The sequence below is a fragment of the Bacillus sp. ISL-39 genome, assembly GCF_018613295.1.
Classification (GTDB): Bacteria; Bacillota; Bacilli; order Bacillales; family Cytobacillaceae; genus Mesobacillus.
Genome location: NZ_JAGGQM010000016.1, coordinates 22,240 through 37,934 on the forward strand (window position 1 = coordinate 22,240; position 15,695 = coordinate 37,934).

Annotated in this window: 10 protein-coding genes; 1 reads left to right on the forward strand and 9 read right to left on the reverse strand. The window is 47.2% G+C overall.

All coding sequences use genetic code 11. The annotated features are described in order from the left end of the window. Positions 1-79 precede the first annotated feature (79 nt). Together addA and addB are read right to left on the reverse strand one after the other, a co-directional pair. Positions 80-3,859 carry a helicase-exonuclease AddAB subunit AddA gene (gene addA / locus J7E37_RS13255; RefSeq protein WP_215024483.1) on the reverse strand — a complete coding sequence of 1,260 codons (3,780 nt, stop codon included), beginning with the start codon at positions 3,857-3,859 and terminating at the stop codon, positions 80-82. Between the two features lies 1 nt (position 3,860). Further along, positions 3,861-7,436, reverse strand: coding sequence for a helicase-exonuclease AddAB subunit AddB (gene addB / locus J7E37_RS13260; RefSeq protein ID WP_215024371.1), 3,576 nt, complete (start codon positions 7,434-7,436; stop codon positions 3,861-3,863). A 227-nt stretch (positions 7,437-7,663) separates the two neighbouring features. On the opposite strand from addB, the gene J7E37_RS13265 reads away from it, so the two are divergent. Continuing rightward, positions 7,664-8,833, forward strand: a complete 1,170-nt coding sequence (locus tag J7E37_RS13265) for an MFS transporter (protein WP_251009656.1) — start codon at positions 7,664-7,666, stop codon at positions 8,831-8,833. 332 nt (positions 8,834-9,165) lie between these two features. Here the strand turns inward: J7E37_RS13265 and J7E37_RS13270 are convergent, their stop codons facing one another. From J7E37_RS13270 to J7E37_RS13300, 7 genes are all read right to left on the reverse strand, one after another. Continuing rightward, complete coding sequence (locus tag J7E37_RS13270; RefSeq protein ID WP_215024373.1) at positions 9,166-10,683, reverse strand: class I adenylate-forming enzyme family protein; 1,518 nt, start codon at positions 10,681-10,683, stop codon at positions 9,166-9,168. 108 nt (positions 10,684-10,791) lie between these two features. After that, on the reverse strand, positions 10,792-11,127 hold the full coding sequence (locus J7E37_RS13275; RefSeq protein ID WP_215024375.1) for a hydrolase: 336 nt from the start codon (positions 11,125-11,127) through the stop codon (positions 10,792-10,794). A 682-nt stretch (positions 11,128-11,809) separates the two neighbouring features. Then, positions 11,810-12,550, reverse strand: coding sequence for a 3-oxoacyl-ACP reductase FabG (gene fabG, locus J7E37_RS13280; RefSeq protein ID WP_215024377.1), 741 nt, complete (start codon positions 12,548-12,550; stop codon positions 11,810-11,812). Between the two features lie 12 nt (positions 12,551-12,562). Further along, complete coding sequence (gene phaZ / locus J7E37_RS13285; protein WP_215024379.1) at positions 12,563-13,465, reverse strand: intracellular short-chain-length polyhydroxyalkanoate depolymerase; 903 nt, start codon at positions 13,463-13,465, stop codon at positions 12,563-12,565. Next, entirely contained in the window at positions 13,465-14,481 is a 1,017-nt protein-coding gene (locus tag J7E37_RS13290; protein WP_215024381.1) for a 3-oxoacyl-ACP synthase, read from the reverse strand. Before J7E37_RS13290 ends, phaZ begins: the two co-directional genes overlap by 1 nt. 24 nt (positions 14,482-14,505) lie before the next feature. Continuing rightward, positions 14,506-14,685 (reverse strand): hypothetical protein, encoded by a 180-nt coding sequence (locus J7E37_RS13295; protein WP_214776671.1) that lies wholly within the window; start codon positions 14,683-14,685, stop codon positions 14,506-14,508. After that, positions 14,685-15,695, reverse strand: coding sequence for a branched-chain amino acid ABC transporter permease (locus J7E37_RS13300; protein WP_215024383.1), 1,011 nt, complete (start codon positions 15,693-15,695; stop codon positions 14,685-14,687). The genes J7E37_RS13295 and J7E37_RS13300 overlap by 1 nt, the downstream gene beginning before the upstream one ends.

The window sequence follows — 15,695 nt, forward strand, 5'->3', positions numbered from 1 at the left end:
CTATCGGACACTTTTCAAAGCCAAACCCAAAAAAACCGGCAGGGTTATTATTCACAACCCGCCGGTTTTTAACAATCCTTTATAGTTGATCCAGTTCCAGCAGATGACCGCCGTCGAAGAAATATAAGTACTTCTCCTCAACCGGCTGCTTCCACACCTGTTCGATTGCTTTGCCATACAAGCTGATTTGGATTCGATAACGTTCCTCGAGAATCGGCTTTGCCTGCTCAAAACCGCCTTTGTAGCGGTCGTGAATGCCATCCGTTTTAAAATCAAGCAGGACTGTCCCTTTTTCATCCTGGAATATGCAGTCGACTACCCCTTGGATAAAGATCGGCTCGTTTTCTCCCTGCCAATCTGGATATACTTCTTTTGACGGCAATGACAGATAAAATGGAACTTCACGGCTGACTTTTTCAGCAGTAACCAGTCGCTTGCCGATATCAGTTTCAAAAAAGGCAAGTATCCATTTTTTATCCACAGCATCCCGTTGCTCAGGGAAAAGCAGCTCCTTCTCTACCATCCTGTCCAGCTGCAGTTCCAGAGAGGCTTCCGTTACAGGGTAGTTCAGATCGATATGCTGCATGACCATATGCATCGCGGTTCCGCGTTCTGCAGGTGTAAGTTTCTTCTCCTGCATGAATCTCGGCCTATTGAGGATTGGTTTTGAAAACCTCCGGACAATCTGTGTTCCGCTCTCTTCATCCCTGGTTTCGTGATTGCGCTTCAGCTCAGTAACTGACTGCTTGGAACGGTGGTTTGCTGCTTCCTTGAAATGATAGTTCCAAGAAAGCTGACTTTTCACTGTCTCTGCCAGTCCTGATTCCTTGTTTACAGGTTTTCCTGCTGCTACAAGGTCCATAAAGCTTTCTTGCTCTTCGGTTTTTTCCTCACCATATGAAGCGATTGCCTCTGCTTTAATGCTTTCGATTTTCCAGCGGGAAGGATGGAATGTAATCTCCTCACCCAATTCTGGATGAAGGGTTTCCTCACCTTCCCTGATATCAACACAATCTCGATGGCGGATCACTGCAGGTCCAATCCAATCGATATAGCCTGAAGCTGACGCTCTTAAATATTCATCCAGCAGCCACTCCGGATGGCTTGCCTCGTCCTGCCATTTGCTGATCGTTTTTTCGGCATCCTTGACCGAGCCGATCAAGTAGAGCTTTTCCTTTGCCCGTGTCAAGGCAACATATAATACCCGCATTTCCTCTGCCAGCATCTCCATCTTTTTCTTGCGCTTGAAGGCTAACTGCGGCAGAGATGGGAGGGATATCCGCTTTTCAGGATTGATATATTTTGCTGCGAAGCCAAACTCTTTGTCGAGCATGTAGAATTTCTTCAGGTCCATCGTATTGAAATTCCGAGCAAGCCCGGCAACGAAGACGACCGGGAACTCTAGACCCTTGCTGCTGTGGATCGTCATGATCCGGACGACATCTTCCTGCTCTCCAAGTGCTCTAGCAGCCCCAAGGTCATCGCCGCGTTCCCTCATCCGCTCAATAAAGCGCAAAAAGCGGAACAGGCCGCGGAAACTTGTGGCTTCATATTGTCTTGCGCGATCATATAGTGCACGCAGGTTTGCCTGGCGCTGCTTGCCTCCTGGCATCCCGCCGGCAAAATCGAAGAAACGGGTTTCCCTGTACAATTGCCAGATCAAATCCGAAACAGAACCCTGCCTTGCCGAAGTTCTCCATCTCTTTAAGCTTTCGAAAAATCGACTTGTCTTCTCGTGCAAACCTTCATTTTCCGGTACTGGCTTTTGCAGGCAGAATGCTGTCAATGCCTCATAGAAGGAACCTCGTTTCTGGCTGACCCTGATGATGGCAAGCTCTTCTTCATCCAGCCCGACAATCGGGGACCTCAGGACAGCCGCCAGCGGAATATCCTGGTAAGGATTGTCGATCACTTTCAACAAAGAAAGCATGATTGCGACCTCAGTTGCCTGGAAATACCCAGTAGACAAATTCGCATAAATCGGGATTCCCTGCTGTTTGAACTCCTCCATGATTTGCGGCGCCCAGGTCATCGAGCGGAGGAGAATGACGATATCACGGTAGTTGACCGGCTTTGATGTCTTTGTCTTTGGATTGTATACGCCCCGGCGCTCTTCTACCATTTCCTTAATATGCTTGGCCATCAGCCTTGCTTCGAGCTGGGATTGTTCCATGTCGTCTGCGTCGAATTCACCTGCTGCCGTTTCATTATCTTCGCCAGACTCTGTTTCTGCAGATTCACCCTCACTTTTATCAATCAAGAGCAGCTCCACTGGGAACTCGTCATCCTCAGGATATGGCGCACCTTTTTTCAGCTCGGCATTTTCATCATAATGAATCTCGCCAACCTTGATCCCCATGATTTGCTTGAATAAATAATTCGTTCCGTCAAGCACCTCTCTGCGGCTCCGGAAGTTTTTGGCCAAATCTATTTTCAACCCTGTTCCTTCTCCGCTGGATGTGAATCTGTTGTACTTTCCAAGGAACAGATTAGGCTCAGCAAGACGGAATTTGTAGATGGATTGCTTAACATCGCCAACCATGAACAGATTGCCTGATTCTTCCCCTTCAGCTGTCACAAGCTGGAGAATCGCTTCCTGCACCATGTTTGTATCCTGGTATTCGTCCACAAGGACTTCTTTGAATTTAACTCTATATGCGAGAGCTGCTTCAGAAGGTTTAGCTCCTACTACCTCCGCTTCCGATTCAGCTGACAGGATATCCAGTGTATAATGCTCAAGATCCGAGAAATCGACGAGGCCGCGCTCCTGCTTCACTTCTCCAAACCTGCTCGAGAATTCTTTTACAAGATCAATCAGGACAGCGACCAGCGGCTTCATTTCCTGCATATCCTTCAGGAAGCTTTCGGGCTTGCGCGAAAAGAGTTCCCCTCGCAAATCCTGGACGATTTTCTTTGCCCGGTCCCTAAGCTTGGCTGCCTTGTCTACAAGATCCTTGTCGAAATCATCACCGCGGCATGTTTTTGCCCTGCCAAAATTGGCTAGCTGGATCGCCTCATAAAGCTCTGCCCATGATCTGTCCTTTGCAGCAAGCAAGGTATCAATCACATGCAGGTCTTCTGTAAAATTAACAGCCCTTGGCGCAGGCCCTCCAGGCATTCTGGCGATCTCCATCCCTTTTTCCAGAAGCTGTTTCGCTCCCTGGAGCTGAAGCTCAATATCCGCAACGAGCACCTTCATGAAAGGAAGATCCTCCATCGCTGCACTGCCTGCTGCGTCGTACATGGAAACGATTGAATCAAGATATGCATCAGGCGAAGGATTGGATCTGGCGAAATCAAACAGGTCGGCAATGATATCCTTCAATCCTTCATCGCTGCGGTCATTCGTGAACGCATCTACCAGGTTGAAAAAAGGCTGGTTGTCTGACTTTCCGTATTCTTCCTCGAACAGATCCTCCATCACTTCGTCCCTAAGCAGCTGACCTTCTGTTTCATCTGCAATCCTGAAACCAGGGTCGACATCAATCATGTAATAATATTTTCTGATCACTTCAAGACAGAAGGAGTGAAGTGTTGAAATCGACGCTCTGTTCAGCAGGCTAAGCTGCTTTTTCAAATGAGTCGATGCCGGATTGCTGTCGATCGCTTTTTCCAGTGCTTCTCCTATCCTGTGGCGCATTTCAGCCGCGGATGCATTCGTGAATGTCACGACGAGCAGTTCATCGACATTAATCGAATCGGTTTCCGAAGTTATTTTCTTGATGATCCGCTCAACAAGCACAGCAGTTTTGCCCGAACCTGCTGCCGCTGCGACTAGGATGTCCTGCCCCGAGGCCATGATTGCCTTCCACTGATCTTCCGTCCAGGTTGCCCCTTCCGGTATAGGCGGTATATTCATTTTAGCCAAGATCCTCTTCCTCCTCCCCGATTGATGCAAGAATATCCAGTTTCCTGATTTCTTCTAATCGATCATTTACTCCTGGCAATCCATCGTTTGCCTTCATATTTTGATCCTGCCGGAGCGACTCCAACAAGTCTTCCTTTTTAATGACTGGAAGTTTCCTGAAATCATTCGATTCCACTCCCAGGTCAAACTGGCAGACTGGCTTGAAAGAACAGAATGTACATGGTGCCCTGTCCTTTAGCTTATACGGGGCCACATCGACGATTCCGCTGACAATCCTGTTTCCGGTCTCTACATACTTATGGCGGACGAATTGCCGCAAATGGTCAAAGTCTTCCTTGCTGGCCACTTTCGAGCTTTTCAACAGGCTTCCATCCTTTTTAAAACCTGCGGAAATAATCTGGGAACTCCCTGTCTCCAGTCCCTTGTCCATCAGTCTGATGACATTCTCATCACTGAGCAGCAATCCATTCATTTTGAAGCGTTTAAGGATTTCCTCTTCAATTTCATCAAGAGTCAGCATTTTGGGTGCGTTGACAATAGGGTTATGGACATGGAAATACAGGACTCCAGCCGGGTCAGCAGTCTTGCCGACCAACAATGGCGAATGAGTGATGATGATGTCCAGATAGGTAAGCATTTGAAGGGCCACACCATAATATACCTCTGTCAAATTGACATCCTTCACGCTGGATTTATAGTCGACGACCCTCAGGTACACTCCCTGGTCATCCTCTGCTTTATCGACGCGGTCAATCCGGCCCATCAGTTCCATCCTGGTGCCATTTTTAAGCGAAAAAGCAAGCGGAGGCAGTTTTCCCTGTCGGCCGAAGCCTAGCTCCAGGCCTACTGGTGAAAATCCGCTCACCTTTGCATGCTCACTTAATACGAGCGACGCGCGGCTAATGATATTCTGAAGCTTCTGTCTGATATAATGATGCCTGTTCGAGCTCAGCAGGATCTCATTCTGCAATTTAGGAGCCAGCTTTTGGACAGCATCCCTTGCAAGCTCTTCAGCCTGGGCTCTTGTAAGCTGGGCCCAGCTGAGGTTTTGCTGCATGACGGTCTCGGCAATCTCCTTAAGCGCAGCGTGGAAAAGATCCCCAATATCAGGCGCTTCAAGGCGGAAAATCTGGCGGTCACGCAGCTTCAGGCCATGCTGGACAAAATGCGAGAATGGACAGCTGTTGAACAGTTCCATCCTTGAAACACTCGCCTGGATTTCGTCACCATAAAGCTCCTTCGTGAGTGATTCGGACAACTGTTTTGTCCTGTTTTCGTAAAATAAGCTTGAAAGAACCTTGCGTGCTGTATCTGACCATTGATGATTCTTTATATAGTAATCATACACATCCCACCAAAAATCATAGACAGGATAATTACGCTTATTCAATTGAAGCTGGGAAGTCAGATAAGACAAGGCTACATTTTCACCAGCAGCGTATTCTAATTGCTCCTCTTCCGGCAATTCCGAGGGATCCGGCAGATAGAAATGCGTTTGATGTTCAGGGAATAGGTCAGAGATCCTCTTGATGAATGAGGATGGCATCAAAGCCTTCCCTTCTTCATTGGCGATTGGATAACTGATATACAGTTGTTCTGACGGCGTAACGAATGCTTTATAAGCGATGAAGTTTTCGTCCAGAAGCTTCGTACGGCTGCCCGGAGCTAGCTTTAATCCTTTTGACTGCAAAAGCTCCCGGTCATCATCTGCAAAAATTCCTTCCTCCGTCATCTTCGCCGGCAGGACCCCTTCGTTGACGCCGATGACGAATGCGACTTTAACATCGGCAAGCCGCGTCTTTTCAATGTCGGCAATCAGTATCTGGTCAATTGCCGGTGGAATCAGCGAGAATCTGAGTGATTCAAAACCAGCGTCAAGAATCGAAACGAACTGTTTTGGCGCAACCGTCGTGTCACCTAGCATCTCGACGAACTGGTCAAGAAGGTTGACCACTGCGTTCCAGGCTTGCTCATGCTCCCTCGCATCTACCAGCCTTCCTTCTCCCTCTGCCGACATTCTCCAGGCTTCAAGCTTCGCCGGGATATCAAGCTCTTCCATAAATAGATAGACTGCTTCCGAAAGCTTCCTTCCAGTGTCAGCACGCTTCAGGCGGCGAGCCATCCTCAGCAGCGGAGAAGTAATAAGCAGCCTCAGGTCATTCAGTTCTTGCTCTGTCTGTTTTTCTAAATCTGTCTGGGCCAAACCGTCATACTCCAGGCCGCGGATCCTCCGGTATTTCCAGCGTTCTTTTTTTGTCCATTTATCTCCCTGGATGCCATATGCAAGAACATAATTCTCCAGTACATCCATCTGTTCGCGCATCTTGTTCAGATTCACGCCATCAGGGAACAGCAGGTCCGTTTTTACAGCCCGGAAAATCGGCTCATAGCGCCAGCTCCCCAAAACTGTTTCAAGGCTGGAACGGACTAGCTCAATCAATGGGTGATGGAGCATATTCCGCTTCTGGTCGATAAAGTAAGGCAGTCCATAATCGTCAAATATCGTTTCAAGCACTTCACGGTATTCGCTGCCTCTCATCAGTACGGCAATATCGCGGTAACGGTAACCATTATCCCTTGCCAGACCTAGGATCTTTCGGGCTACCCCTTCAAGTTCCGCCCTTCTGTTGGCTGCCTGGGCAATATGGATTGCGGCCCCCCCGTTGTATCTGACGGCAGGCCTGGAATCGAACTCTCTTTCTAGATGCTTTAAGGATTCATCATGCCAGCGCCTCTGTTCCGTCAGCACAATCTCTTCTTCAAGCTCGTAGCCTTTTGCTTTTATCATGTCATACAGAGTTGAACAGGTTTCTCCTGTTATCCTGAATAAATGCAGTTCGTCAGGCTGACCATCTTTGAATCCCTTGTCGACTGGCAGCGCGATGGTCACTCTTTTACAAGTGTTCATCAGCTGGTCAATGATCATCAATTCAAGGGGCGTGAAACTGTAAAAACCATCAATGTATACTTCTGCATTTTTCAAATATTGCGAGGCCGGGATTTTCTCGGCCAGCAGTTTAAAGTAATCCTCTGAATCTATATATTTGCCGAATAATTCGTCTTCAAATTGTCGGTATACCAGCTCAAGATCATGGATTTTATCCTTCAGCGCTTTATTGCCTGCTGAGCTTTCCTCCATTTTTCCGGCGAGCTCATCCGGATTGATTGCATAGCGTTTGAACTCGATCAGCATTTGTTCCATCTGCTGGACAAACCCATTCTTATCCGCTGCCTTTTGGAAGATTTTCAGCTCGTCCTTTTTGTCCTCAATAATTTTGCGGATCATCATGCTGATCCCGACGCTGTCCAAATGCTGGCGAGTGTATCCCCCTGTTTCCTGCAGGATTCTCCATGCCAGGCGCGGAAAGCTGAAAACCTGCGTCCTGATCATGCCGCCAAGTTCAGGGTCAGTGGACAATCTGTATTCGGAAAGGAATGACATTTGTTCAGGGACAAGATAAACAATCGGTTCCCCCTGCGGGTCCGAGATGAGCCTGTCCTTGATTTCCTTAATGATCATCTCGGTCTTCCCGCTCCCCGACCGCCCCAGTACTAAACGTACAGACATCTTACTACCCCTTTCTCTCTTAAAATATCTATCTCTTTTATTGATGATAAAAACTGAAAAAGGCGCTTTATTTCCATGCGCCTTTCCATACCAAACGACTGTTCTATATATCATTCATTATACCTTTTTTGCATGCCAATTTGAAAGCAAGAAGCCCGTTAATTTTTCCCAAAACAACCTGCAAAACATTCGGTGTCTGCATATGTTGTTGATGGCAGGTGATATACATGAAATCCATGTCCTTTTTTCAGAAGGCTTCCATCCTTCTGACACTCTGCGCCATTATGGTCGCAAGCAATATCTATACATTGATTCCTATTTATTCGGTTCTTGCGGATGACCTTTTAATTGCCGAATCCCACGTAGTCCTCGCAGGTGGTCTGTTTACTTTCTTTTATGCGTGCGGGCTGCTGTCATTCGGACCGGTTTCCGATTTCACAGGGAGAAGGAAAATCCTTGTATTCGGGCTACTGGCCTCTGCATTGACGACACTGGCAGTGGGATTCTCAGTCGGATCCCTCAGTTTGTGGATCGCCCGTTCTCTGCAGGGAGTCACCCTTGCTACTTTCGCTTCAGTTGCTTTCGCCTACTCCTATGATGTATTCAATTTTCGGCAGAGGACGATCCTGGTTGTGCTGATCAATACAGGATTTTTAATCGCAGGGATCTTTGGGCAGGTTGCCAGCGCCTTTCTGGCGGATGTTTTTTCCTGGAATAGCGTCTTCTTTTTCTTCTCAGCACTTTATTTCATTCTATTTGCCGCTGCTTTTTTCCTGCTGAAAGAATCACCACCTCCTGCGACAGAAAGCAAGCCTTTATGGAAAATCTTTTTGCAATTGCTAAAAGAGCCTCGCCTGATGAAATGCTATATGATTACGTTCTCGCTGCTGTTCGCAATTATCGCCTTCTATGATGCTATTGGACGTTTTTTTGACGGCCCTGCCTCAGACCTGCTGATGATCCGGCTGGTTGGATTGATCGGTGCTTCCCTCTCCCTTTTTACAGGCAGATTGATGGAGCGCTGGGGAGAGCTGCAGACTCTGATGTTTGGTTTGGCCATCGGGTCATCAAGCGCATTCCTGCTGCTTTTCTTTCATACCACCGGTGCTCTGGTTATCTTTTCTATATTTTTTGTTTCATCGATTTCACTCGTCATTCCCACCGTCATTACTTTAATCGGCTTTTATGGCAGCAGCCAGCGCGCCAAAGCATTATCGCTCTATTCTTTTATCCTGCTGACCGGAGCCAGTCTCGCCCCGCCGGTCGCAGCACTGCTGCCATTCAGCGGGGTCATGATTCTCTTATCTTCCCTCTTCTCTGTTAATATTGTGTTTTGCATATTGATTTTGAAAAGCGCAAGCGCCTTGATCAGCCCCAACAAGCGCTGGAGGGCCTGACAGTGAAGTCGTTCTTTGACTTCATTGGCAGGACCGAAGCGTCTCGAGGGGCTAGGCGCTGGAGCTGGACAATTCTCAAAGAGAAAAATATATATTTCTATTTCTATTAAAAAAGGCATTCCAGTCAGCAAACGCTGGCTGAAATGCCTTTTTTCATGTTTTAGATTGCATTTTGGAAATCCGGGGGGTAAACTTTGTCCTGACCTTCGGCTTTATTCCTTAAAATCTTGATATATTCCTGAATCATGACCACTTATTCCTTAAAATCTTGATATATTCCTGAATCATCGCTGCATATTCCTTAAATCCCGATATATTCCTAAATCAAATTTTCAGCTGATTGTTTTCTGATTTTTACCTGCCATTTCCTTCAACCGTTTTTTATCTATTTTGCCTACATGCGTCTTCGGCATCTGGCCTATGATACGAATTACTTTCGGTATTTTATAGCCGCCGAGCTTCTGCCTGCAATGCATTTTGGCTTCCTGCTCACTCAAAACGGCCCCCTCTTCCAGAACAATGAATGCAGTCACGACCTCTCCCCATTTTTCATCCGGCATTCCGACCACGGCAGCCTCGCGAATCGAAGGATGGGAACAGAGCCAGTGCTCAATCTCAAGAGGATACACATTTTCACCACCCGTGATGATCATCTCTTTTTTCCTGCCGACAATATAGTAATATCCATCCCTATCTCTCTTCGCCAGGTCGCCAGTGTAGAGCCAGCCGTCCTTTAAGGTGTCATTCGTCGCTTTTTCTTTTTTCCAGTAGTAAGAAAATGCATGGTTCCCCTTGATGGCAAGTTCACCGACCTCACCTGCTCCAACCTCTTGTCCGTCTTCATCCAGAATCCTGATACTATGAAATAGCATTGGCTTACCTACCGAGCCCCTTTTTACATCTGCCTCTGAAGGATCTATGTAAAAATTATTTGGGCCAGCCTCTGTCAGTCCATAGCCCTCCTTGAAGCTGAGGCCCTTTTGTTTGTAAGCTTCATAGATTTCGAGCGGGCACGGTGCACCCCCAGATAAAAATAACTTAATATCCGGTAATTCCGTTTCAAGGAATTGTTGCGATTTTACGAGCATATGGTGCATTGTCGGCACCAAAAGCACAATACTCGATTTATACCTGATTAAATTTTCGATTGCCTTCTCGGGGGTAAATTCGTTTGCCAGTACGACTTTACCTCCTGCCATCAGGATAGGGATTGAAAGAGCGTTCAAACCGCCTGTATGGAATAAAGGCAAATACGTTACCGTCGTATCTTCGTTCGTCAGATTCCAGCTGGCGATTGTGGAAAGGCTGTTCCAGACGATGGCCCGATGTGACAAAACCGCTCCTTTGGGCTTCCCAGTGGTTCCGCCTGTATAAATCATCGCCAGAGGATCTTCTTCCTCCACTGTGGCCTTTTCAGCATCTTGGCTAACTTTTACGTCAAACAGCTGAGCGTATCGTGAACCATTGATTTGGATGCAACGATCCTCCTGCCCCCAAATCATTGTCACTACCTTTGTAAAATTGGAATGAAACCCCAGCAGCCTGGGCTCACAGTCTTTTATGATATATGCCAGCTCATCGAGGGATAGCCTCCAGTTCAGCGGCACAAAAATGGCACCGATCTTTCCGCAGGCAAACAGCAAATCAAAGTAACTGATTCCGTTTGGCGCAAGCAGCGCAACCCTGTCGCCTTTTTGGACACCCTTTTCACCCAGCCACACCGCGATTGCTTTAGCCCGATCATTGACTTCCCTGAAAGACCATTCCTGATCTGTCCCTGCATCGGCAATCGCAGCTGCATCCGGTGTCAATCCCGCTCTAGATTCAAGCCAGTCGAGCTCCCACCTCACCGCAATCTCTCCTTCTCTCGTCTTGATGGATTCATTTTAGGCGATGGGAGTTACAGGATAGTTACATATGAAAAAAGACACCACAGCATCAGCCATGGTGTCAAACGTTTATATTCCCCTCAACTCATCTTCTGTAAATATCCCCATGCTTTTTACATGGTTCCTTGCTTCGGCATCACCCAGTTTGTAGACCATCGCATAAATTTCCTTCATCGCAAAGTCATATTCCGCATGTTCACGATCCGGGTCCTTGAAAGGATGCAGATGGGAATTTCCGTATGTTGCCCAGTCTGCTTTATAGTTTATCTCCAGGTATTCCCGCAGATCGCTGATTTCTTCACCTGTCGCAATCAATGTAAATAAATGGCCCTCCGGCTCAGCCGGCGTGTCCAGCACCTCGCCGCTTTCTATATTAAAGTAGTATTTTTGCTTTGTTTCTTCCATGTTCAGCACCTCATCCTTTTTTAATACCATTTACCACTTTTGGTGGGGAGTTAACCTTAAAGTGGTTATCGGCGGACTGAAGGGTGGATTAAGCAATGCATTTTTGGGTACCTTTTGGCCGATCGCAGTGGCAACAGTTAGTTTTAATACTGTTAGAGGAGATTTAAACTCCAGTTGGATCGGTTTTAATACCAGTGGGGAGGATTTTTCTCGGTTTGAGGATTTATTTTAACGGTTGGATGAATTTTTTCAACGGTTAGCGAAGTTTTTTAAACGGTTGGGTCGTATTTATAGACGGTTGGAATGGTTTTTTTAACGGTTGTAACATCTATTCCCGGTTGGAGCGGTTTTATTTACGGTTGGAAGAGATTTATTTACGGTTGGAGCAGTTTTATTTACGGTTGAAAGAGATTTATTTACGGTTGGAGCAGTTTTATTTACGGTTGAAAGAGATTTATTTACGGTTGGAGCAGTTTTATTTACGGTTGAAATATTTACTCTCCTTTTACCACGCCATCCCAAAATAAAAAAGCGCAGCAAGTGCGCTTTTCATCATCGTAATCCAGCTACAGCGCCTAGCCCCTCGAGTCGCTTCGGTCCGCCCAATGAAGTCAAAGAACGACTTCACCGGTCAGCCCTCCAGCGCTTGTCGGGGCTGAACGAGGCGCTTACGCTTTTCATCTTACATCATGATCCCGCCATCGACATGGAGGGTGGTGCCGTTTACATATTTGGACTCGTCTGAGGCGAGGAACAAGTAGGCGTGGGCGATATCCTCTGGCAAACCGAGCCTGCCAAGCGGGACGAGCATCTTCATTTGTTCAATCACTTTGTCCGGCACTGCTGCGGTCATACCCGTTTCAATGAATCCGGGAGCGACTGCATTGACATTGATTCCTTTGCGGCCGAGTTCTTTTGCCCATGTTTTCGTCATCCCGACGACTCCGGCTTTTGTAGCTGCGTAGTTTGTCTGTCCCACATTGCCGTATATGCCGGAAACGGAAGATGTATTGATGATTCTGCCCGATCCTTGCTGCACCATTGCCGGGACAACCGCCTGGGCACAATTGAACACGCCGGTCAGGTTGACATCAACGACTTTCTGGAAGTCCTCTGCAGCGAGCTTGTGCAGCATCCCATCCCTGGTGATTCCTGCATTATTTATTAAAATATCAATTTTGCCAAAATGGCCTAGAACATTTTGGACCAGCGAGTCGACACTGGACCTGTCAGCGACGTTCACCTGAAAAAAAGCGACGTCATAGCCCTCAGCAGACAGCTCAGCTTCACGCTTCTTTCCTGTTGCTTCATCAAAGTCCGCCATGGCAACCCTTGAGCCTTCACGGGCAAAAGTCCTTGCTGCAGCAAGACCGATCCCGTTCGCTGCCCCAGTAATAATCGCTACTTTATCTTTCAATCTCATAATAACACCTTCCTACTCTGCTAAAAATCCTTCAATATGCTTCAGCAGCTGATCCAGGTCATCCACTAATGGCGAGTGGCCGCAATCCTGCAGTTCCGCAATCCTTGCACGGCCTGCAAAATCCTCGATAATTTCATCTGCCATCCCTTTAGTGACAACTAGATCCCGGTCACCTCGGAGCACAAGCACAGGAATCTGGATATCCTTTACCTGGTCTGTTCCATCCTTCAGCCCATTATTTAAAGCACTGATATTAAAAGTATTAAGAGAATGGTAGACTTCAGCGAGATTGCGCTGTGTCAGCATATCATCAACATATTCGTCATAATGCCGTTCTTCTGGCTGACGATCAGTATAAATCAACATATTCCACATTGCTTTTAAAAATCCTTTATTTTGCTGGTCATAGGCTGTCTGGACGGGAATTGTTTTACCAGCATCCGCCTTAACATCATCATAAGTAACCAGCCGGTTGTTAACATCCGGCAGGCCTTCTTCACTCGTCCCGAAGAACGGATATCCTCTCGTCGATGCTGAGGCGAGCAGTACAAGCTTTTTACAATAACCCGGGTAATCGGCTGCGAACTGCATTCCTACCGCCCCTCCCGTCGACCATCCGACAAGAGCAAAATCCTTCAACCCAATTTCATCGACAAACATTTTTACATCATCAGAAAAGTCTTTGATCGACATGATGGGCTTGTAATAGCTGGACCCACCGAATCCGCGAAGGTCAAGCGCGAAAATTTTATATTCAGGGTCCATTGCGTCAATCAACAAGTCCCAGTGTTTGGATGATGTCATGTTCCCATGGATTAACAAAACATTTTTCATTCCTCCATCCCTTTCCCTATACGCGATTGTTTCCCCATTGCGCAAATTAACCTTCTTCAACTCTACTGCCGTTTTTTCCATTACAGCACACCCTTTCCCCAAACAATAGTTGTTGCCCCCCAGGCATAGCCGATTCCGGCACTGACGAGAACGACAACATCCCCATCCTTCAATTTCCCTGCCTTATCTGCCAGTTCGAGCGACAGGATTTGATCAATCTGTCCGATGTGCCCATAGTCTTCGAGGTAGATGGAGTTTTCTTCCGTTAGGCCCAGCTCCCTCAATACAAAATCATGCGCCGACCGCTTCATGTGAAGCATCCCGATGTAGGCGATGTCCTTTTCGAAAAAACCGCTTTTCCCCACGGACCGCCGGATGACTTTTAAAAAGTTGGCCATCGATTTTTGCTCGAGCCGCTCCTTCATTCCCTTCGGATCAAGAACATCGAGCTGGTACAGTCCTTGCTCAAGAGCCTCCGCAGAAATCGGATTTTTTGTTCCGCCGGCAACGACGACGACATCTTCGGAAAAAGACCCATCCGTGATCATTTCTGTTTCCAGCAGTACGTTCTTCCCATGCCCCTTTTGTAATATAATCGCACCGCCGCCGGCCCCGAGATTATACATGAACCGCGTCCTTGGATTCTGGTAATCTATGAAATCACCATTGCGATAGCCTCCCGCGAGGAGAACGGTATTGATTCCCGGATCAGAGAGCATCATCCCTTTCGCCAGTTTCAGGGCCATCACAGTCGTTCCGCATCTTAACGCGGTATCGAAGGCCCAGGCATTCCTTGCACCGACTTCCTCCTGCAGCTTGATCCCTGCTGTCCATAATGGATATTCTTTGTATTCCTCGCCAATATAGATAACAAGGTCGATGTCCAGCGGATCCAGGTCGGCTTTTTCCAATGCCCTTTTCGCAGCCTTGATTCCCATCTCACACGTATGATCTTCCGGGCCTGGCACCGGCTTTTTCCTGATTCCCATTTTTTCTTCAACAACTTGTACAGGAATTCCTGCCAACCGGGCAATTTCCGCCCCTGTCACATAATTTTCAGGAAGGTAAATTCCCGTACTGACAATGCCGATTTGCATCTTCATCCCCCTTTAAAAACCGGTCTATGATTCACCAACAATTTCCTTAATAAATGTCATTGCCGACTCCAGGGAATCAAACATGGCTTCTTTTTCTTCTTGGACATGGGTTACCTTGACCCTCCAGTATTTTCTGCCGCTGTCCATTTCGATGTCCGTGAGCTGAAAGCGGAGTACGAATGAAGTGACTTGCTTTGTTTCCATCAAGAATCTCCCTGGCTTATAGTCTCTGATTCTACTGGAACCGCAGTTTTCTTTTTCTTTCTGAATTTCAGTTTCTGCAAGGAACCGACAATCCCCTGAGGGAAAAACATGACAGCAAGGATATAAATAATGCCGAAAAAGATGATCCATCTTTCGAATATCCAGTGAACCTTCGCAAGCTCTGTAAGCCAGTGATGGGAAAACTCGATGATTCCCGCGCCGATGATTGCCCCGACCAGCGTCCCGACTCCGCCAATGATCGTCATCAGCAAGGCATCGAGTGTAATGTCCATCGTAAAAACACTGGTGTTTACGAACCTTAAGGAAACAGCGTATAAAATCCCGGCAATACCAGCGATGACTCCTGATACGACACTGGCAATGATTTTATATTGCAGAACACTGTATCCTAGCGATTCTGTCCGCTGCTCATTTTCCCTGATCGCCTGAAGGACTCTTCCAAGCGGTGAGTTGGTGAATCTTTTTAATAAAATGAAGACAATGACCATTGAACCAAGGCAAATCAGGTAAAAGTCCGTTCGGTCCTTAAGGAAATCTGGTACCCTGAACGTGAAGCCATCATTCCCATATGTTACAGTCCGCCATTTTTCAGCGAGCACTAAAAATAATCCGGCGAACGCCATCGTCAGCATCGCGTAAAAATGGCTTTTCAGCCGCAGTGTCAGCAGCCCGACGAAATAACTGACCACAGCAGTCAGCAAAATCGTGACCAGGACAGCGAGCATAAAGTAGCTTGTTTCAGGTTCAAACCTTTTCATGAAGACACCAACTGTATAGGCCCCGATTCCGAAGAACATCGCATGACCGAACGAGACGATGCCGGTGTATCCGAGCAGGATGTCATAGCTCATCGCCAGCACGGCAAAAATGAACACCTGGGAGAGAAGGATCAGCATGCTTCTAGAATCGTAGACAAACGGAAGTACTGCCAGGAACCCGGCGACAAGCAAATATAAGATGTTCATGCGATTTGACAACATTCTTGTCAT

Coding starts and splice junctions, on each gene's coding strand:
- addA (WP_215024483.1), bottom strand. CDS start 3,859: ATGAATATACCGCCTATACCGGAAGGGGCAACCTGGACGGAAGATCAG.
- addB (WP_215024371.1), bottom strand. CDS start 7,436: ATGTCTGTACGTTTAGTACTGGGGCGGTCGGGGAGCGGGAAGACCGAG.
- J7E37_RS13265 (WP_251009656.1), top strand. CDS start 7,664: ATGAAATCCATGTCCTTTTTTCAGAAGGCTTCCATCCTTCTGACACTC.
- J7E37_RS13275 (WP_215024375.1), bottom strand. CDS start 11,127: ATGGAAGAAACAAAGCAAAAATACTACTTTAATATAGAAAGCGGCGAG.
- fabG (WP_215024377.1), bottom strand. CDS start 12,550: ATGAGATTGAAAGATAAAGTAGCGATTATTACTGGGGCAGCGAACGGG.
- phaZ (WP_215024379.1), bottom strand. CDS start 13,465: ATGGAAAAAACGGCAGTAGAGTTGAAGAAGGTTAATTTGCGCAATGGG.
- J7E37_RS13290 (WP_215024381.1), bottom strand. CDS start 14,481: ATGCAAATCGGCATTGTCAGTACGGGAATTTACCTTCCTGAAAATTAT.
- J7E37_RS13295 (WP_214776671.1), bottom strand. CDS start 14,685: ATGGAAACAAAGCAAGTCACTTCATTCGTACTCCGCTTTCAGCTCACG.
- J7E37_RS13300 (WP_215024383.1), bottom strand. CDS start 15,695: ATGACAAGAATGTTGTCAAATCGCATGAACATCTTATATTTGCTTGTC.